The following is an 18,396-nucleotide window of genomic DNA, read 5'->3' as shown; positions in this document are numbered from 1 at the left end:
ATCGACGGCACCCTGATCGGTGCGGCGCGAGCTGCGCTTCCCTCACTCAAGAGACTGGAGACAAACCATGCGTTTGAACGCCTTCGTGACCCTGTCCGTTCTGCTCGCGGGTGGCGCTGCCGCCGCGGCAGATCAACCCGTCATCGGCCTCATCACCAAGACCGAGACCAACCCTTTCTTCGTGAAGATGAAGGAAGGCGCGACCGAGGCGGCCAAGGCAAGGGGCGCCAAGCTGCTGAGCGGGGCAGGCAAGGCCGACGGCGACAACGCGGGTCAGGTGACGGCGCTCGAGAACATGATTGCAGCCGGTGCCAAGACCATCCTGATCACGCCCAACGACTCCAAGGCCATCGTGCCGGCCATCAAGAAGGCTCGCGACAAGGGCGTGCTCGTGATCGCACTGGACAGCCCGACCGACCCGGTGGACGGCGTCGACGCGCTGTTCGCCACCGACAACTACAAGGCCGGCGAGCTGATCGGCCAGTACGCGAAAGCGGCCTTCGCTGGCAAGCCCGCCAAGATCGTCACCCTCGATCTTTTCCCCGGCCACCCGGTCGGCGCCCAGCGGCATAACGGCTTCATGAAGGGCTTCGGTCTGACCGCGCCCGATGCCAAGAGCAACGATCTCGGCAAGAGCGTCGAAGTGGTGTGCATGGCCGACAGCTTCGGTGACCAAGCCAAAGGCCAGACCGCGATGGAGAACTGCCTGCAGAAGAACCCCGACGTGAATCTCGTCTACACCATCAACGAGCCGGCCGCGGCCGGTGCGTACAAGGCGCTCAAGTCGGCCGGCAAGGAAAAGGGCGTGATGATCGTCTCGGTGGACGGCGGCTGCCAGGGCATCAAGGACGTCGGGTCGGGCGTGATTGCTGCCACCTCGCAGCAGTACCCGCTGAAGATGGCCGCGATGGGCGTCGAGGCCGGCGTCGAATACGCCAAGAGCGGCAAGAAGGCCGCCGGCTACACCGACACCGGCGTGACCCTCATCTCCGGCAAAGCGGTGGCAGGCGTCGACAGCAAGGACGTGAAGACTGGCACCGAACTGTGCTGGGGCAAGAAGTAAACGCCGCTCTGCGTTGAGCGTGTCGCGGAGCACCCACGGTGCTCCGCTCTCTTCACAAGCCACCGTTGGAGTGACATGAACACCTGGAAAGACAGGCTGCCCCCCCTGGGCACGCTGGGGCCCTTTCTTGCGCTGCTTGCCGCTTGCGCATTCTTTGCGTCGCAGAACAGCCGCTTCCTGACGGGCGAGAACTTCTCGCTCATCCTGCAGCAGGTGATGGTCGTGGGCGTGATTGCCATCGGCCAGACGCTGATCATCCTCACCGCCGGCATCGATTTGTCGTGCGGCATGGTGATGGCGCTGGGCGGCATCGTCATGACCAAGTTCTGCACCGAGCTGGGCTTGCCGGTGCCGCTGGCCATCGTGTGTGGGCTGACGGCGACGACCTTGTTTGGCCTGATCAACGGGCTGCTGGTGACGCGCATCAAGCTGCCCCCTTTTATCGTGACGCTGGGCACGCTCAACATCGCGTTCGCGATCACGCAGCTCTACTCGAGCTCGCAGACCGTGACCGAGGTGCCCGAATCGATGACCCTCCTCGGCAACACCTTCAACCTGGGCGGTACCGCTGTGTCGTACGGCGTGGTGTTGATGCTGATGCTGTACTTCGCAGCCTGGTTCGGCTTGCGTGAAACCGCATCCGGCCGCCATGTCTACGCCGTGGGCAACAGCCCGGAAGCAACGCGCCTCACCGGCATCGCCACGCACCGGGTGCTGTTGGGCGTGTACGTGCTGGCGGGGCTCTTCTACGGCATTGCCTCGCTGCTGTCGGTAGCCCGTACCGGCGTGGGCGATCCGAATGCGGGGCAGACAGAGAACCTGGACGCGATCACTGCCGTGGTTCTGGGTGGGACCAGCCTCTTCGGTGGCCGCGGCATCGTCCTGGGCTCACTGGTCGGGGCCATGATCGTCGGCGTCTTCCGCAACGGGCTCACGCTGATGGGCGTGTCGTCGATCTACCAGGTGCTGGTGACCGGCGTGCTGGTGATTCTTGCGGTGGCCGCCGATCAGCTGTCTCGCAAAGGAGGGCGTTGAAGTGAGCCAACCGCACATCGTGATGCAGGCCAAGGGCCTGGTGAAGCGCTACGGCCAGGTGGTGGCGCTCGACGGGGTCGACTTCGAACTCCGTGCCGGCGAGATCCTCGCGGTGATCGGCGACAACGGCGCCGGCAAGTCATCGCTGATCAAGGCCTTGTCGGGAGCGACCATCCCCGACGAAGGCGAGATCCTGCTCGACGGCAAGCCGATCCACTTCAAGAGCCCGATCGACGCACGCCGGGCCGGCATCGAGACGGTCTACCAGGACCTGGCCGTGGCCCCGGCAATGACCATCGCCGAAAACCTCTTTCTCGGCCGTGAGCTGCGCCGCCCGGGCTTCCTCGGGACGGTGCTGCGCATGCTCGACAAGAAGAAGATGCTGGCCGAAAGCGTGGCGCGCATGAACGACCTGAAGGTCGGTATCCGCTCGATGACGCAGGCGGTCGAAACGCTGTCGGGCGGCCAGCGGCAGTGTGTTGCCGTCTCGCGCGCGGCAGCATTCGCGCAGCACGTGGTGATCATGGACGAGCCCACGGCTGCACTGGGCGTGAAGGAAAGCAACATGGTGCTGGAGCTGATCCGCCGCGTTCGCGACAGAGGTCTACCCGTGATCCTGATCAGCCACAACATGCCGCATGTGTTCGAGATCGCCGATCGCGTCCACATCGCACGCTTGGGGAAGCGTGCAGCCGTGGTCGACCCGAAGAAGATCAGCATGAGCGATGCCGTGGCGGTGATGACCGGCGCCAAGTCTGTCGCCGAGCTGCCGGCGGAAGCGCTTGCCTGACGGTGCCACATGCTGAAGAACATCGACCCGCTGCTGTTCCCCGATCTGCTCAAGCTGCTGTGCGAAATGGGCCATGGCGACGAGATCGTCGTGGCCGACGCTAACTTCACCGCCGAGTCGCTGTCGCCTGGGCGTCCGGTGCTGCGCCTGCCAGGCATCGGCCTCGCCCGTGCTTGCCGTGCGGTGCTGTCGGTCTTTCCGCTGGACGAGGCTGTGGCTTGCCCGGTGGCCTTCATGCAGGTCAGCGGCTCGGCGCCCGGCAGCCACTCGGCGCTGCAGCGCGAGGTGCTGGCAGAGATGGCCTCGCGCGGCGAAGTGCGGGCCGAGCAGTGCGAGGCCGTGGAGCGCTTCGAGTTCTACAAGCGCACCCGGGCCGCCTTTGCCATCTTGCAAGTGGGTGAGATGCAGCCCTATGCCAACTTCCTGTTCAAGAAGGGCGTGATCGCCGAGGCGTTGCGCCCATGAGCGATGTCGGCGCGCGGCTGCGCCCGCGCGGTTCGAACCACGTGGGCATGCGGCAGTTCAACGAGCGCGTGGTGCTGCAGGCGATCCGGCTTCATGGCAGCCTGCCCAAGGCCGAGATCGCGCGCCTGACCAAGCTGACGGCGCAGACCGTGCAGCTCATCATCGGGCGGCTCGAGGGCGACGGCCTTGTGGTCAAGGAGGCACCCCTTCGCGGCAAGGTCGGGCAGCCCTCCGTGCCCATGGCGCTCAACCCCGACGGCGCCTTCTCCATTGGTATCCAGATCGGTCGGCGCAGTCTCGACATGCTGTTGGTAGATTTCCTGGGCCAGGCGCGCGAGCGGCTGTCGCTCTCGTATGACTTTCCCGATCCCGACACGCTGTTCGACGAAATCGAAACGCGCCTGAAAGTGCTGCGCAAGTCGCTCGGCTCGACGCGTGCCCGCGCATTGCATGGCGTCGGCATTGCAGCGCCCTTGTCCCTGGGCGGCTGGCAGACGTTGCTTGGCTCGGCGGCGCCGATCGCCGGCAAATGGGCGCAGATCGACATCCGCGCCCGCGTGGCCGCCATGACCGATGTGCCGGTCACGTTCGTGAAGGACACGGCCGCGGCGTGCGTCGCCGAACTCGTGTCCGGCTCGGGCCGCAGCATCCGCAGCTACCTTTATGTGTTCGTCGACACCTTCGTCGGCGGCGGGTTGGTGATCGACAGCCATCTGCATGCCGGTCGCCATGGCAACGCGGGTGCCATCGGTTCGCTCCCGATCGCCGTGCCCCGGGCTGGTCGCGGCGGTGTGCCCGAGCAGCTGCTCAGCGTGGCCTCGTTGCTGACGCTCGAGACCCGCTACGCAGGCGCCGGACTGGACCCCAGCGCGGTGGCGGACGAGCGCGCCATGACTGCGCCCTGGCGCACGCACACCAACGCCTGGCTGCGCCAGGCCTCCACCGGCGTCGCCATGGCGGTCAACAGCGCCGTGTGCCTGCTGGACCTGGATGGCGTCATCGTCGACGGTTCCTTCAGCCGGCCCCTGCTGCAGGCGCTGCTCGACGAGTTGTCGACTGCGCTGGACCATCACAACTGGGAAGGTGTTTCGCGTCCCACAGTGCTGCCGGGAACCATCGGCTCCGATGCGCGAGCCCTAGGCGGCGCCTTGCTGCCCCTGTACGCCAACTTCGCGCCAGACCGCGACCTCTTCCTCAAGCTCGAAGCCTGAGCGGCCGTCTCAGCGCGAGCCGTACATCATCTGCCGCGCCAGCGCGGACTTGATCGGTCGCAAGGCTTGCAGCGCTGCCAGGCCGAGCCCGCGTGCGGCGCCTGCGCCGGGCAGCTTCCAGGTGAAGCTGCGGGCGAGGAAATCGGTGGCAGCGATCATGGCCCAGCGGTCCGGGCCGCGTTGCCATTCGAGCTTGCGCAGCACGCCGTCCACGTCGGAGGAACGCGACAGACCCTGGACCAGATCGAAGGCATCGCGCAGCCCGAGGTTCAAGCCCTGCCCGGCGACCGGATGCAGGGTCTGAGCGGCGTTGCCGATGCGCACCGTGCGGCCTTGAGTCAGCGTGCGCTCGGCAATCAGCCCTAGTTCGAAGCGCTTGAGAGGCGACACGGCGGTGAGGCGGCCGACCTCAGGGTGGAAGATGGTGTTGAGCACAGCCAAACGCTGCGCGTCGTTCAACTCGCCCACCGGGTCGTCGTCGCGGTTCACACACCAGACCAATGCGGATCGTCCGTCTTTCAGCGGCAATAGCGCGGCCGGGCCGTGGCGGGTGAAGCGCTCATAGGCCACGCCGACGCGCCCGCCGGTGTGGCTTACGGTGCCGACCCAGGCCAGCTGCGCGTAGTCGTGGCGCAGCGGGGCGCGAACGGATGTCGACACCGTGGCTGGGGTGGCGGCGCTGAAGACGCCGCCCTCGGCCACCACCGCCAAGTCGAAGCTGTCGACGATGCCGGCGTCGATCTCCACACTCGCGGGCAACGGTTTCATGGCATGGACCGGCGTGTCGAAGCGAGTGACCAGCCGCGAAGGTTCGCGCTCACTGGCGGCCAGCCACGCCGTCTGCAGCGGCGCCACGATGGCGCCGTAGCTCAATACGGCACCGAGCATCGGCACATGCTCTTCGGCCGCCGAGATGCGCACTTCGGGTTCGCCCATCACATCGGCCAGCAAACCGCCGAGAGAAGGCGCCTGTTGCGACACGTGCACTTCCAGAATGGGCTGGGCTGTATCGGCCTGCCATGCGCCCAAGCGCTGCAGTAGTTGCACGCTTCCCAGCGACACCGCGAGTGTGCGCGGGTCGGCTGAAACGTCCTTCGTCAGCGGGCGACTGTCGAACAAGCTGATGTGCGCCGCGGGCAGCGCCTGTGCAGCCTGGAGCGCGAGGCCCAGGCCGACCGGTCCGGCACCCACGATGGCCAGGCGAAGAGGGATGTTTTGGTTGGGCATGAGGCAAAGCATACCCAGGTGCGCAAGCCAACTTGAACGGGTAAGAAATTGCGCCGTTTGAGACTTTTGTCACACCCTGCGGGCGGTGCTCACGGTTACCCGAATTGCCACCCACTTACTTGGGGGTGTCCCGGTTCGATGTTCGGTCCCGTGAATCGGGGGGACCGAAATGAGACTTCCACGAGGGCAAATGGCACATTGGCTTACGCGTTTCAGACGCACCAAATTTCCCCTCAGGAGCTCCCATGAAATCAAAGTTGTTTGCAGTTGCACTGGCATTGGCGGCAAGCGCCCCGGCCATGGCGGCATGCACCAGCACGTTCGAGTTGGGTGTGTTGAGCACCCCATCCGTTGAGGTACTCGGCAACAGCTTCAAGTCGGTCCAGCATTTCAACGACTGCTACAACTTCACGCTCGACGGCTCGGCAAACGCCGGCGGTATCGTCCTCGGGCTGGATGCCTCGCTGCGTCGCGACATCGATCTCGGCGGCATCACCTTGAGTGGCGGCGGCCTTTCGGGTTCGCTGAAGGACCCGACGGCCTCGGCCTTCAGCTTCAACGACCTCCTCGCCGGTGTCTACCAACTGGTGATCTCCGGTGATGTCACGGGCAATAATGGCGGCCTCTTCGGTGGCGGCCTGGTGGGTTACGGTGGCGTGCTCGTCGCGACGGCATCCTCGGTGGTGGCCCCGGTTCCAGAACCCAAGACCTACGCGCTGCTGGCCCTCGGCCTGCTTGCCATGGGCTGGGTGGTTCGCCGACGCAACGAGGCTTGAACTTCGTGATTCAAGTGATCTGAGAACTTGCCTTCACCGGCAGTTCTCAGCGATCAAACAAGGCGGACTTCGGTCCGCCTTGTCGTTTGCGGCCGTCGTGACTGCCCCTATGATCCACAACATCTTCATGGGAGATTGACATGGGCCTGATGGATTTCATCAAGAAACAGTTCATCGACATTCTGGAGTGGACCGAAGCCGGCGATGGCGTGCTGGCTTGGCGCTACCCGATGGCCGACAACGAAATCCAGTACGGCGGCTCGCTCACCGTGCGCGAGTCGCAGATGGCCGTCTTCGTGAACGAGGGCAAGCTCGCCGATGTGTTCGGCCCGGGCATGTACAAGCTCACCACGCAGACGCTGCCGGTGCTCACGTACCTGAAGAACTGGGACAAGCTGTTCCAGAGCCCGTTCAAGAGCGACGTGTACTTCTTCAGCACGCGCCAGCAGATCGACCAGCGCTGGGGCACCACCCAGCCGGTGACCATTCGGGACAAGGACTTCGGCGCCGTGCGCCTGCGCGCCTTCGGCAACTACGCCTACCGCATCGCCGACCCGAAGCTGTTCTACACCGAGATCTCGGGCACGCGTGCCACCTACACCGTGGCCGAACTGGATGGCCAGTTGCGCGGCCTGATGCTGCAGCACATCTCCGACGCCGTGGCGTCCAGCGGGGTTGCCTTCCTCGACCTCGCGGCCAACCAGATCGAGTTTGCGAAGGCCTTGCAGGAAGCCACCGCGCCTTCGTTCGAGAAGCTGGGCCTGAAGCTCGAGTCGGTGACGATGCAGAGCGTGTCGCTGCCTGAAGAGCTGCAGAAGATCCTCGACCAGAAGATCGGCATGGGCATGGTCGGTGGCGACATGGGCAAGTTCATGCAATACCAGACGGCGCAGTCGATCCCCAAGTTCGCCGAAGGTGCGGGCTCCAGTGGCGGTGGTATTGCTGGCGACGCAATGGGCTTGGGCGCCGGCGTGGCGCTCGGGCAGGTGATGGCGCAGCAGCTCTCGCAAGGCCTGCAGGGCCAGCCAGCGGCTGCGGCCCCAGCCGCAGTGAAACCCGACGACGTGATGGCCACGCTCGAGAAACTGGGTGAACTCAAGGGCAAGGGCATCCTGACGCAGGAAGAGTTCGACGCGAAGAAAGCCGAGCTGCTGAAGAAGCTCGTCTGATTCAGCGCCGATTCGGTTCGTGCAGGCCGGCAACGCTGGCCTGCTGACAACGCCTACGCCGCCCGCCCTTGGCCACAGAACCCAGCCCTCAACGCGCCTACCGTGCTGCGTGCCCCAACTGCGGCGCGCCGGTCGACTTTCGCTCGGCGGCTTCTGCCTTCGCGGTTTGCAGCTTCTGCCGCAGCACCGTGGTGCGCGAAGGCGATGCGCTGCGCAAGATCGGCGAGAGCGCTGAACTCTTCGACGACCACTCTCCTCTGCAGCTCGGCGCCGGCGGCAAGTACCAGGGCGCTGCCTTCACGATCGTCGGCCGCCTGCAGTACCGCTACAAAGACGGCACCTGGAACGAATGGCACGCGCTGTTTGACGGCGGCCCCGACAACCAGAAATCGGGTTGGCTGAGCGAAGACAACGGCCGCTACGTCATCGCCTTCGATGCGCCGCTTGAAGGCGACACCCCTGCACCCGACGCATTGCGGCCGGGGTCGCCGCAGATCGTCAACGGCCAGAGCTGGTCGGTCGGCTCGGTCACCGTCGCCAAGCTGATCGCGGCGCAAGGCGAACTGCCCTACAAGCCGAACACCGAGCGTGGCTTCGTGGTCGCCGACCTGCGCAGCTCGCGCGACGAGGTGGGCACGCTCGACTACAGCGATGCAGCAGCGCCCAAGTGGTCGGTGGGCCGCTCGGTGGCCATCAGCGAACTGACGATGACCGGCCTGGCCGACAGTGCCGAAAAGACGCTGAAGGCGCGCACCATCGAGTGCCCGAGTTGCGGCACCTCGCTCGAGGTGAAGCTCTCGACGACGCAGTCCATCGTCTGCCACCAATGCCATGCCGTGGTCGACCTGACGTCGGCTGGGCAAGGCGTGGGCGGCGACCTGGCTCACTACGCACAGGACAACGGCAGCGAGCCGCAGATTCCGCTCGGCACCGTCGGCACGCTGGCGCTCGGCGGCAAGCCTGCGCGGCCGTGGCAGGTGGTCGGCTACGTCGAGCGCTGCGAGGTGGGCGAGGACGAGCAGAGCTTCTGGCGCGAATACCTGCTGTACCACCGCGAAGAAGGCTTCGCCTTTCTCGTCGATGCCGAAGACGGCTGGAGCTGGGCTGCGCCCATCACCGGCGTGCCCACGCAGGCCGGCGAGAACATGCGCTACCAAGGCGCGCTGTACCGCAAGCTCTACAACTACGCTGGCCGGGTGACCTATGTGCTGGGTGAGTTCTATTGGCAACTCAAGCGTGGTGAGCTCACCGACAACACCGATTACCGGGGCACCGGCAATGCCAGCAGCAAGCGCCTGAACCGCGAAGTGACCGACGGCGAGGTGGTCTGGTCGGCCGGCGAAACCCTTGCCGCAGATGCCGTCGTCAAGGCCTTCCGCCTCGCACCTGACAAGAGCGCCGCCCTGCAGCGCGACGCGACGCCCACGTCGGGCAACGCCGCCAGCTTGCTGGCCAAGGTGTTCTTCTGGGTGTTCGTCATCGTGGTGTTGTTGATGCTGTTCCGCTGCAGCGACGACAACGATTCCAACTGCGACAGCCTGCGCCAAAGCTACGGCCAGGCCTCGCAGGAGTACCAGAATTGCCTGGCCAGCAACCGCAGCGGCGGCTACCGCACCGGCGGTGGCTCGTTCGGTGGTTTCTCGAGCGGTGGCGGCCACAAATGAGCGCCCTGCATCCGCACAGTTTTTCTCAAAGGAGAGTCTCATGTTGGGAATCGAATGGCTGAAGCCCGCCGTGTTCTTCGGCTCGATCCTGTACGCGCTGATCGGCGTGCTGGTGTTCTGGATCAGCTTCGTCATCGTCGACAAGGTCACGCCCTATGACTTGTGGGCCGAGATCATCGAGAAGAAGAACGTCGCGCTGGCGATCGTGGTTGGCGCGATGTGCATCGCCATCGGCCTTATCGTTTCTGCGGCGATACATGGCTGACTGTGTCGGCGACTGACACCGACACCACGAAGCGCATCCGCCCGGCCGAAGTCGCGCTGCTGGCGTCGGTCTTCGTCGTGGCTGCCTGCGGGCTGGTCTACGAGTTGGCGGCGGGGGCGCTCGCGAGCTACCTGCTGGGCGATTCGATCCTGCAGTTTTCCACCGTCATCGGCAGCTACCTGTTCGCCATGGGCATTGGCTCGTGGCTGTCGCGCTTCTTCGAGCGGCAACTGGTGGCGCACTTTCTTCGCATCGAGCTGCTGGTGGGTCTGGTTGGCGGGTTGATGCCCGCGGCCTTGTTCTCGCTGCAGACAGTGGCGGCGCCCTCGTTTCGCTTCGCGCTCTACGCCATGGTGCTGCTGGTCGGCATCCTCGTGGGGTTGGAGATCCCGCTGGTCATGCGCATCCTGAAGCGCCACTTCCGCGAGCGTTACGCGCTGAAGGATCTGGTCTCGCAGGTGCTCACCTTCGACTACCTCGGCGCCCTCGCGGTGGCCATCGCCTTCCCGCTGGTGCTGGTGCCGCAGCTCGGACTGGTGCGAACCGGCGCGTTCTTCGGCCTGTTGAACGCCGGCGTGGCGGTGTGGGCACTGTGGCTGTTCCGTGGCGAGCTGCGCCGCGTGTCGACGCATGTCATCGCGTGCGTCGGTGTGATGGCCGCGTTGCTCGCAGCCATGGCAGGTGCCGACCGCATCAGCACCTGGGCGGAAGACCGCTTCTACGCCGATCGCATCCTCTACAGTAAGACCAGCGCCTACCAGCGTGTCGTCGTGACGGCCAGCCGTGTTGGCGTGCGGCTTTTCCTCAACGGCAACCTGCAGTTCCACTCGCGTGACGAGTACCGCTACCACGAGGCGCTGGTGCACCCCGCGATGGCCGCCCACGGTGCGCCGAAGAAGGTACTGATACTGGGCGGCGGCGACGGCATGGCTGCGCGCGAGATCCTCAAGTACCCGAGCGTTGAAGAGGTCACGCTGGTCGAACTCGACCCGCACATGACGACGCTGTTTGCCGAACAGCCGCTGCTGCGCCAGCTCAACGGCGACTCCTTGCGCTCGCCCAAGATGCACATCGTCAACGCCGACGCGTTCACCTGGCTCGACCGGGACAACGGAAAAGCCGCAGGCAGCTTCGACGTGATCGTCATCGACTTTCCCGACCCGACCAATTTCTCCATCGGCAAGCTCTACACCTCGAGCTTCTATTCGTTGATCGACGCGCACCTCTCGGCATCGGGCTATGCCGTCGTGCAGACCACCTCACCACTGATCGCGCGCAAGAGCTTCTGGACGGTCGCCACCACCATCGAGGCCGCCGGCTTGCAGACCACGCCGTACCACGTGCACGTGCCGAGCTTCGGCGAGTGGGGGTTCATCCTCGCCAGTCGCAGGCCGTTCCGCACGCCCACCCAGCTGCCCGCCGGGCTGCGCTTTCTTACGCTTGCGGGCTTCCCTTCGTTGATGGAGTTCCCGCCCGACATGGCTCGCGTGCCCACCGAGGTGAATCGCCTGTCCAACCAGGTGCTGGTGCAGACCTACGAGGAAGAGTGGGGACGCACTCACCAATGAGTACGCCGAGCCGCCCCAAGTGCGAAAGCTCCCGCGTGGCGGGACGGCGCGCAGCGCCCAGGGCGCTGCCATGAAGTGGCGATGAAACTGCGTCGGCGCGCCCTGCTGGCTGCGGCGGCGTCGCTGCCCTTGAGTGCCTGCCGACGATCCGCTGAGCCGCACTACGACGGTGGCTGGGTCGGTGCACAGCACGAGCGCGGCCACCGTGTGCGAGACCTCAAGAGCGGCAGCCTACCAACACCTACCGTGCAGCGCCGCGTTGGCGTGCTGATCGTTGGAGCCGGTGTGGCAGGCCTTGCGTGCGCGCGGGCACTGTCCAAGGCGGGCGTTGACGACGTGCACCTGCTTGACCTGGAAGACGCGGTCGGCGGCAATAGCCGTGGCCACCAGATCGCCGACATGGCGTGCCCGCTCGGCGCACATTACCTGCCCGTTCCCAGTGAGCGGGCGACCGAAGTCATCGAGCTGCTGGAGGAGCTGGGGCTGAGTCGCATCGAGCACGGCAAGCGCGTCTACGACGAGCGCCATCTCTGCCACAGCCCGCAGGAGCGTTTGTTCATCGACGGCCAGTGGCAAGAGGGCCTGTTGCCCGTCCATGGTCAGAGCGACGAGACGCTCGCGCAATACCGCCGCTTCAGCGAGGCCGTGTCGCAGGCGAGCGAGACGCTCGGCTTCAGCATTCCCACCGCGCGTTCGCCGTGGACAGCGGGTCTCCAGGCGCTCGACGCCATCACGTTCAACAGCTGGCTTGATGCGCAAGGTTTCAAGTCCGCCGCCTTGCGTGGCTACCTCGACTACTGCTGCCGTGACGACTACGGAGCCGGCTCGGCCCAGGTCTCGGCCTGGGCCGGCCTGCACTACTTCGCGAGTCGCCACGGCTTTCGTGCACCTGGCTCGCGCGACCCCGAAGAGCGCGACGGCATCCTCACCTGGCCGCAGGGCAACGGCTGGCTCACCGAGCGCCTGGCCACGCCGTTGCGCGAACGCCTTCACACCGGCAAGGTGGTGCTTCGCGTCGACGAAGGCCGGCACGATGTGACGGTGGATGTGTGGGATGCGCGCGAGCAGCGCGCCGAGCGCTGGACGGCCGCGCAGGCCGTGCTGGCCACGCCGCTCTTCGTCGCCGCGCGCCTGATGGTGTCAGTGCCCTCCGCGTTGCAAGCCGCCGCGTCGCAGATGCGCTATGCCCCGTGGCTGGTGGCCAACCTGCACATCGACGAGGTGCTGCACGACTTGGGTGGAGCCCCACCGTCGTGGGACAACGTGATCCACGGCAGCGCGTCGCTCGGCTACGTCAACGCCATGCACCAGAGCCTGCGACCCTACCCCGGCCCCACGGTGCTCACGAGCTACTGGGCGCTGGGTGGCGACACGCCCGCGCAGCTGCAAGCACAGCGCGCTCGCCTTCTGAGCGACGACTGGTCGAGGTGGTCACGCACCGTGCTGGACGATCTGTCTTCTGCCCACCCGGACTTGCCTGCCAAGGTCAAGCGCATCGACCTGATGCGCTACGGCCACGCGATGAGCATCCCATTGCCCGGCGTCCGCAGCAGCCCGGCGCTGAAAGCCCTGTCTCGGACCGAAGGCCGAGTGCGTTTCGCCCACAGCGATCTGTCGGGCTACTCGGTGTTCGAGGAGGCGTACTTTCACGGCCACCGAGTTGGGCGAGCGCTCACCACGTAGCCGCCATCACCCCTTGTTCGGCCGCGAGCCAGCGCTCCACTGCGGGCGGCAATGGCTTGGCCAATGGGGCGAGGTTCATCGCGGCATACGACTCGGTGTTCGGGACCAGCCCGCTCTGTGCGACGGCGGCGCCTTTCATGTAGCCGGCGGCGTGCACGCGGCCGTCGCGCACGAACTCGAAGCGCATGTAGTTCCAGTGGGCGTCGCTCGCGTCGAGCCGAAAGCGCAGCTGATAGGTCTGGAAGGGGTTCAGGCCGCGTCGATAGCTGATGATGGCGCCGCCCGACATCGGGCGCCAGCCCTTGCTCAGCATCACGCGGGCGAAACCGGTACGCACGAAGTACTCGACCAGCATCAGGTCGATGAGCGTGAGGTAGCGGCCGTTGTTCATGTGGCCGTTGATGTCCAGGTCGTTGGGCAGCACGCGGAGCTGGCGCTCCAGCGTGTCGCCGAGCTGCAGTGGCGGCAGGCGCCATGAACGCAGCAAGGTCAGCAAGAGGCGAAGATAGAGATTCATGAAAGCACCCGAAATCGCAGCCACGCTGCGCCGCCATATTAGTTCAATAATGAACCATATGCCTCGATCAATCTTGTTTCAAATGCTGTGGACGTGACATGAAGACACCCTCATCCCCTCACGGTACGGCGGCATGGTTGGCCGTGGTGCGCGCGTACAACCTCTGCGACGCCGTCATCACCAAACGCCTGGCCAAGGTCGGCGTGCGTGTGGCCGAGCACGAGGTGTTGGCCAACCTGAGCACGGCGCCAGGCATCACGCAGCAAACCTTGGCACAGCGCTGTTTCGTCGCCAAGAGCCACACCAGCATGCTGTTGAAGCAGATGGAGGCCGATGGCCTGGTGCGCCGCGAGGCCGACCCCGCGGATGCGCGTGCGAAGCTGCTATTCCTCACGCCCTCGGGTGCGGCGCTTGCGCGCAAGACGATGAAGGTGCAGGCCGAGGTGGTGAGCGCGATGGCGTCCACGCTCACCGTGAAGGAACTGGCCCTGGTCGAGAAGCTCATGGCCCCCGCGTGCGAGGTGCTGCAGGCGATGCTCGCCGAGAGCTGAGGCTTCAGCCGAGATCAGCGCGCACTGCGGCTCAGGCCGTCGACGCCATCCAGGCTTCGATCTCGTCCGCCTTCACCGGCACGCCGCGGCTGATCAGTTCGCAGCCGTTGGCCGAGACGACCGCATCGTCTTCGATGCGGATGCCGATGTTCCAGTACTTCTCGGGCACGCCCTCCGCGGGCCGCACATAGATGCCGGGTTCGAGCGTGACCACCATGCCGGGCTGCAGCACGCGCGAAGGGTGCTTCACCACGCGCCCGCCGAGCCCGTCGGGCTGGTCGAATGCCGCTTCGTCGAGCGCGAGGTACTCGCCGGCGTCATGCACGTCGCGTCCCAGCCAGTGGCCGGTGCCGTGCATGTAGAACTGGCGGTAGGCGGCACTCGCGATCACGTCATCGAGCTGGCCATGGGTGTCGCGGCTCAGCAGCCCGGTGTCGAGCATGCCCTGCGCGAGCACACGCACGGCGGCATGGTGCGCGTCGCGGTGGCGGGCGCCGGGGCGGGTGACGGCGGTCGCTGCGTCTTGTGCCGCGAGCACGATGTCGTAGAGCTCGCGCTGGGCCGTGCTGAAGCGGCCGGCCGCGGGAAAGGTGCGGGTAATGTCGCTGGTGTAGCCGTCGAGCTCGCAGCCAGCGTCGATGAGGCACAGCTCACCGGCTTTCAGCAGCGCGTCGCTCGCGGCGTAGTGCAACACGCAGGCATTGGCGCCGGCCGCCACGATCGATGTGTAGGCTGGGCTTTGCGCGCCTTGGCGGCGGAACTCGTGCAACAGCTCGGCCTCGATCTCGTACTCGCGCACGTTGCCCGTGGGCTCGGCGCGGAAGCGTTGGGCGCTGTAGCGCATCGCGCGCAGGTGCGCATCCGCGGAGATGGTCGCCGCGCGCCGCATGGTCGCGATCTCGTCAGCGTCTTTCACGAGCCGCATTTCATCGAGTAGCGGCGCCAGGTCGCGGTGGGTGCCAGGGTTGCTGCTGCCGTGTTGCGAGCGATCACGTGCGGCCGCCAGCCAGCCGGTGACGCGCTGCTCCAGGCCGCCGGGTGCACCGAACAGCGTCCACACGGTGCTCTGGTGTTTGATGAGTTCGGGAAGCCGCGCATCGAGCCCGTCGATTGGATAAGCCTCGTCGATGCCAAGGGCCTGCGGCGCGGCTTCGGGGCCTAAGCGGCGGCCTTCCCAGATCTCCTGCTCGACGTCCTTGTTGCGGCAGAAAAACGTGCAGTGCCCGTCGGCGCGCAGCACCAAGCCGCTCTTCGGTTCGTCGAAGCCGGTCAGGTAGTGGAAGTAGCTGTCGTGCCGGTACGGGTACTCGTTGTCACGGCTGCGCATCGCTTCGGGCGCAGTCATCACGATGGCGAGCCCGCCGCCGGCAGCGCGCAGGCGCTCGGCGAGTTGCGAACGGCGCCTGCGGTACGTGTCGATGTTCATGCGGGCGATTGTTGCACCGCGCCCGGCGGGTCTGACCCTGCTAGACCTTGCCGGTCCGCTTGACGGCCGCAGGCACGTCAGGGGCCGTGGCGCGCTGGCGCAGGCGCTTGAGCTCGCGCATCATTTCGCGGTCGACCGTGGCCGGCTGTTGGGCCACTTCGGCGGCCACCTGCGTGCCGCGATCGCTCGACTTTTTGACCGCCTCGCGGTCGCCCGCCAGCTGCTGGCGCGTGCGGATGTGGTTGGCCAGGGTTTCCACGGCCTCCAGCTCGCTCTGCGCGTCGGTCTTGGGCAAGGCGACGATGCGCTTGTCGTTCATGCGCATGCTGAGGCGGCACACACGGTTGCGGTTCAGGTGGCGCAGCGTGAAGCCCGGCGCCTCGGCTTCGCTGACCGTCACGTCGCGGATGTTCTCGATCGCGACCTGGTGCACCTTGTGCCCGATGCCGCGCTGAAACCACACATAGCTGGCACTGACGGTGACGCGTTCCCAGCGGGACAGATCGAAAGCCACTGCGCCGAGCAGTGCCAGGAAACCGATGAACGTGACCCAGCCCAGGCTCCAGGCCACGCCCACCCACATGACGAGGCCGGAGGCGATCACGACGCCGACCACTTCGAGCATCGCGCGGTCGGCCGTGCCATAGACACGACGCTCATAGCCGCTGATTTCGAGTTGGCCGCTGGCCAGCGGTGCCACCACGGCGGCCAGGGCCTTGGCGCCGCGGCCCAGGAGCACATGCCCGGCCACGGCAATGGCCAGCATGAAGGGGAGTATGAGTACGTGTGTCACAAGGCGAAAGGTAACGCGAAGTTGTACGAAGGGAAAGGGCGGAGCAGAAGGCCGGCGTTTTACCGCTGACATGCGGTCGATTCCACGTGCCGAGTGGGGAAAGCCCTGTGGCTAAGATGCCGCAATTCTTAACCAGGGGTAGCCATGCAATATCGTCGATTGGGCCGCAGCGGCTTGCAGGTGAGCGAGTTGTCGCTGGGCTCGTGGGTCACGTATCACAACCAGGTGGACACGAAGTCCGCCACCGAAATGCTGGCCGCGGCCATGGATGCCGGCGTCAACTTCTTCGACAACGCCGAGGCCTATGCCGCCGGCCAGAGTGAAGTGGTGATGGGCGAGGCCTTCAAGGCCTTGAAGTGGCCGCGCATGAACTACGTGGTGTCGACCAAGTTCTTCTGGGGCCTTGACCAGGGCGGCAACCGCATCAACCACAAGGACACCCTGAACCGCAAGTACCTGTCGCAGGCGATCGACGGCTCGCTCAAGCGCATGCAGCTGGATCACATCGACTTGGTCTATTGCCATCGCCCCGATCCGCACACCCCGATCGAAGAGACCGTGTGGGCCATGAGCGACATGATCACCCGCGGCAAAGCGCTCTACTGGGGCACCAGCGAATGGAGCGCCGACGAGATCCGCGCTGCCTACGAGATCGCCGAGCGCCATCACCTGCACAAGCCGCTGATGGAACAGCCGCAGTACCACCTGTTCCACCGCAAGCGCGTCGAGGCCGAGTACGCGCGCCTCTACGAAGACATCGGGCTGGGCCTGACCACCTGGAGTCCACTCGCCAGCGGCTTGCTCACCGGCAAGTACCGGAGCGGTGTTCCGGCCGGCAGCCGTGGCGCACTGGCCAACATGGGCTTCCTGGTGAAGGGGCTGACCGACGCAGAGAAGAACGCGGCTGTGGCCAAGCTCGAGCCTATCGCGCGCGACCTGGGCGGCAACCTGGCGCAACTGGCCATCGCGTGGGTCAACCACAACCCGAACGTGAGCACCGTGATCCTCGGCGCGTCGAAGATCTCGCAGCTGCAAGACAACCTCGGCGCCTTGGCGCTCACGCCGAAGCTGACGCCCGAGGTGTTGGCACGCATCGACGACATCGCCAAGCCGTTGGCTGGATGAAGCAAGCCACCATTAATCGGAGCGAGCGGGCCGAGGGGCGCACATGAATCACTCCCACGACCTGAGCCCCTGGCAGCACGGGCATGTGTTTGACACGGGCAACCGGCGCGGCGAGCAGCGCACGCACTGGGTGCTGGCGATCACACTGATCACGATGGTGGTCGAGGTCGGCGCAGGCTGGTGGACGGGTTCGATGGCGCTGCTGGCCGATGGCTGGCACATGGGCACGCACGCACTGGCGCTCGGGGTCACCGCCGCCGCGTATTACCTGGCGCGTCGACATGCCAGCGATGCGCGTTACGCCTTCGGCACCTGGAAGATCGAGGTGCTGGGCAGCTTCGCCAGTGCCTTGGTGCTCGGGCTCGTGGGTGTGGGCATCGTCTTCGAGTCGGCCATGCGCCTGTGGAAGGCCGAGCCGATCGATGCGAAGGCTGCATTGATCATCGCGGTCAGCGGCCTGGTGGTGAACGTGGTGTCGGCGTGGTTGCTGCATGGAGCACAGGGCGGTGACCACGGACACGATCACCACGGCCATGGCCACGCGCACAAGCACGACCACCATGACCATCATGACGACCACCACAGCCATGACCACGGCCACGACAAGCACGGCGGCGAAGACCTGAACCTGCGCGCCGCCTACGCCCACGTGGTGGCGGATGCGCTGACCTCAGTGTTCGCGATCGCGGCGCTGTCTGCCGCACTGTGGCTGGGCTGGACCTGGCTCGACCCGCTGGTCGGCGTGATCGGCGCGGTGGTGATCGGGGTGTGGGCCTGGGGCTTGATGAAGCAGTCAGCGGCCGTGCTGCTCGACCGCGAGATGGATCACCCGCTGACCGAGGCCGTGCGGACGACGCTGGAGTCCGATGGCGACGCCAAGGTGGCCGATCTGCACGTGTGGCGTGTCGGCCGCGAGAGCTTCGCGGTCGAGGTCTGCATCGTGGCCGACCGCCCGCTGGCGCCCTCGGCCTACCGTGAGCGTCTCGACGTGCACAAGGAACTCGCGCACGTGTCGATCGAGGTCAACCGCTGCCCGCACGCTCCCGCATAAGCGAGAGCGAAGTCAGG

The 18,396-nt window shown here is 65.9% G+C and carries 18 protein-coding genes; 14 read left to right on the top strand and 4 right to left on the bottom strand.

The window, feature by feature from the left end:
* The first annotated feature begins 67 nt into the window (after positions 1-67).
* The 5 genes from AC1DYS_RS00650 (at position 68) to AC1DYS_RS00630 (ending at position 4,564) form a co-directional block, all read left to right on the top strand.
* Complete coding sequence (locus AC1DYS_RS00650) at positions 68-1,063, top strand: sugar ABC transporter substrate-binding protein (RefSeq protein ID WP_477895042.1); 996 nt, start codon at positions 68-70, stop codon at positions 1,061-1,063.
* A gap of 75 nt (positions 1,064-1,138) precedes the next feature.
* A complete protein-coding gene (locus tag AC1DYS_RS00645) occupies positions 1,139-2,098 on the top strand; it encodes an ABC transporter permease (protein ID WP_477895041.1) in 960 nt (319 codons plus the stop codon).
* Between the two features lie 22 nt (positions 2,099-2,120).
* Entirely contained in the window at positions 2,121-2,888 is a 768-nt protein-coding gene (locus AC1DYS_RS00640) for an ATP-binding cassette domain-containing protein (RefSeq protein WP_477897225.1), read from the top strand.
* Positions 2,889-2,897: 9 nt separating this feature from the next.
* Positions 2,898-3,353 (top strand): RbsD/FucU family protein, encoded by a 456-nt coding sequence (locus AC1DYS_RS00635; protein WP_477895039.1) that lies wholly within the window; start codon positions 2,898-2,900, stop codon positions 3,351-3,353.
* Complete coding sequence (locus AC1DYS_RS00630; RefSeq protein WP_477895037.1) at positions 3,350-4,564, top strand: ROK family transcriptional regulator; 1,215 nt, start codon at positions 3,350-3,352, stop codon at positions 4,562-4,564. Before AC1DYS_RS00635 ends, AC1DYS_RS00630 begins: the two co-directional genes overlap by 4 nt.
* Positions 4,565-4,573: 9 nt before the next feature.
* On the opposite strand, the gene AC1DYS_RS00625 is transcribed toward AC1DYS_RS00630, so the two are convergent.
* Positions 4,574-5,791, bottom strand: a complete 1,218-nt coding sequence (locus AC1DYS_RS00625; protein WP_477895035.1) for an FAD-dependent monooxygenase — start codon at positions 5,789-5,791, stop codon at positions 4,574-4,576.
* 257 nt (positions 5,792-6,048) lie between these two features.
* Between AC1DYS_RS00625 and AC1DYS_RS00620 the strand changes: the two genes are divergently transcribed.
* From AC1DYS_RS00620 to AC1DYS_RS00595, 6 genes are all read left to right on the top strand, one after another.
* A complete protein-coding gene (locus AC1DYS_RS00620) occupies positions 6,049-6,567 on the top strand; it encodes an FxDxF family PEP-CTERM protein (protein ID WP_477895034.1) in 519 nt (172 codons plus the stop codon).
* Between the two features lie 140 nt (positions 6,568-6,707).
* Entirely contained in the window at positions 6,708-7,736 is a 1,029-nt protein-coding gene (locus AC1DYS_RS00615) for an SPFH domain-containing protein (RefSeq protein WP_477895032.1), read from the top strand.
* A gap of 68 nt (positions 7,737-7,804) precedes the next feature.
* Positions 7,805-9,400: a DUF4178 domain-containing protein gene (locus AC1DYS_RS00610; protein ID WP_477895030.1), complete on the top strand. Its 1,596-nt coding sequence runs from the start codon at positions 7,805-7,807 to the stop codon at positions 9,398-9,400.
* Between the two features lie 40 nt (positions 9,401-9,440).
* Positions 9,441-9,665, top strand: a complete 225-nt coding sequence (locus AC1DYS_RS00605; protein ID WP_047498209.1) for a DUF350 domain-containing protein — start codon at positions 9,441-9,443, stop codon at positions 9,663-9,665.
* Positions 9,666-9,667: 2 nt separating this feature from the next.
* A complete protein-coding gene (locus AC1DYS_RS00600; RefSeq protein WP_477895028.1) occupies positions 9,668-11,233 on the top strand; it encodes a polyamine aminopropyltransferase in 1,566 nt (521 codons plus the stop codon).
* 81 nt (positions 11,234-11,314) lie between these two features.
* The gene (locus tag AC1DYS_RS00595; RefSeq protein WP_477895026.1) at positions 11,315-12,916 is read left to right on the top strand and encodes a flavin monoamine oxidase family protein; all 1,602 of its coding nucleotides are present in this window, start codon (positions 11,315-11,317) and stop codon (positions 12,914-12,916) included.
* On the opposite strand, the gene AC1DYS_RS00590 is transcribed toward AC1DYS_RS00595, so the two are convergent.
* Entirely contained in the window at positions 12,906-13,433 is a 528-nt protein-coding gene (locus tag AC1DYS_RS00590) for a thioesterase family protein (RefSeq protein WP_477895024.1), read from the bottom strand. The genes AC1DYS_RS00595 and AC1DYS_RS00590 overlap by 11 nt on opposite strands.
* A 98-nt stretch (positions 13,434-13,531) precedes the next feature.
* Here AC1DYS_RS00590 and AC1DYS_RS00585 point away from each other — a divergent pair, with 98 nt between their 5' ends.
* Positions 13,532-13,984 carry a MarR family winged helix-turn-helix transcriptional regulator gene (locus tag AC1DYS_RS00585; protein WP_477895022.1) on the top strand — a complete coding sequence of 151 codons (453 nt, stop codon included), beginning with the start codon at positions 13,532-13,534 and terminating at the stop codon, positions 13,982-13,984.
* A 31-nt stretch (positions 13,985-14,015) separates the two neighbouring features.
* Here AC1DYS_RS00585 and AC1DYS_RS00580 read toward each other — a convergent pair whose 3' ends face one another.
* Positions 14,016-15,410, bottom strand: coding sequence for an aminopeptidase P N-terminal domain-containing protein (locus AC1DYS_RS00580; RefSeq protein WP_477895020.1), 1,395 nt, complete (start codon positions 15,408-15,410; stop codon positions 14,016-14,018).
* A 40-nt stretch (positions 15,411-15,450) separates the two neighbouring features.
* Positions 15,451-16,176, bottom strand: a complete 726-nt coding sequence (locus AC1DYS_RS00575) for a hypothetical protein (protein WP_477895018.1) — start codon at positions 16,174-16,176, stop codon at positions 15,451-15,453.
* A 171-nt stretch (positions 16,177-16,347) separates the two neighbouring features.
* Here AC1DYS_RS00575 and AC1DYS_RS00570 point away from each other — a divergent pair, with 171 nt between their 5' ends.
* Both AC1DYS_RS00570 and dmeF read left to right on the top strand, forming a co-directional pair.
* On the top strand, positions 16,348-17,328 hold the full coding sequence (locus AC1DYS_RS00570) for a potassium channel beta subunit family protein (RefSeq protein ID WP_477895016.1): 981 nt from the start codon (positions 16,348-16,350) through the stop codon (positions 17,326-17,328).
* Positions 17,329-17,371: 43 nt separating this feature from the next.
* The gene (gene dmeF / locus AC1DYS_RS00565) at positions 17,372-18,379 is read left to right on the top strand and encodes a CDF family Co(II)/Ni(II) efflux transporter DmeF (protein ID WP_477895015.1); all 1,008 of its coding nucleotides are present in this window, start codon (positions 17,372-17,374) and stop codon (positions 18,377-18,379) included.
* The last annotated feature ends 17 nt before the right edge of the window (positions 18,380-18,396 follow it).

It is taken from the genome of Rhizobacter sp. P2_G4 (assembly GCF_056403575.1).
This window is presented reverse-complemented; position numbering and strand designations above follow the sequence as displayed.

Coding starts and splice junctions, on each gene's coding strand:
- AC1DYS_RS00580 (WP_477895020.1), bottom strand. CDS start 15,410: ATGAACATCGACACGTACCGCAGGCGCCGTTCGCAACTCGCCGAGCGC.
- AC1DYS_RS00645 (WP_477895041.1), top strand. CDS start 1,139: ATGAACACCTGGAAAGACAGGCTGCCCCCCCTGGGCACGCTGGGGCCC.
- AC1DYS_RS00625 (WP_477895035.1), bottom strand. CDS start 5,791: ATGCCCAACCAAAACATCCCTCTTCGCCTGGCCATCGTGGGTGCCGGA.
- AC1DYS_RS00575 (WP_477895018.1), bottom strand. CDS start 16,176: ATGCTGGCCATTGCCGTGGCCGGGCATGTGCTCCTGGGCCGCGGCGCC.
- AC1DYS_RS00585 (WP_477895022.1), top strand. CDS start 13,532: ATGAAGACACCCTCATCCCCTCACGGTACGGCGGCATGGTTGGCCGTG.
- dmeF (WP_477895015.1), top strand. CDS start 17,372: ATGAATCACTCCCACGACCTGAGCCCCTGGCAGCACGGGCATGTGTTT.
- AC1DYS_RS00630 (WP_477895037.1), top strand. CDS start 3,350: ATGAGCGATGTCGGCGCGCGGCTGCGCCCGCGCGGTTCGAACCACGTG.
- AC1DYS_RS00590 (WP_477895024.1), bottom strand. CDS start 13,433: ATGAATCTCTATCTTCGCCTCTTGCTGACCTTGCTGCGTTCATGGCGC.
- AC1DYS_RS00570 (WP_477895016.1), top strand. CDS start 16,348: ATGCAATATCGTCGATTGGGCCGCAGCGGCTTGCAGGTGAGCGAGTTG.
- AC1DYS_RS00635 (WP_477895039.1), top strand. CDS start 2,898: ATGCTGAAGAACATCGACCCGCTGCTGTTCCCCGATCTGCTCAAGCTG.
- AC1DYS_RS00605 (WP_047498209.1), top strand. CDS start 9,441: ATGTTGGGAATCGAATGGCTGAAGCCCGCCGTGTTCTTCGGCTCGATC.
- AC1DYS_RS00640 (WP_477897225.1), top strand. CDS start 2,121: ATGCAGGCCAAGGGCCTGGTGAAGCGCTACGGCCAGGTGGTGGCGCTC.
- AC1DYS_RS00595 (WP_477895026.1), top strand. CDS start 11,315: ATGAAACTGCGTCGGCGCGCCCTGCTGGCTGCGGCGGCGTCGCTGCCC.
- AC1DYS_RS00650 (WP_477895042.1), top strand. CDS start 68: ATGCGTTTGAACGCCTTCGTGACCCTGTCCGTTCTGCTCGCGGGTGGC.
- AC1DYS_RS00615 (WP_477895032.1), top strand. CDS start 6,708: ATGGGCCTGATGGATTTCATCAAGAAACAGTTCATCGACATTCTGGAG.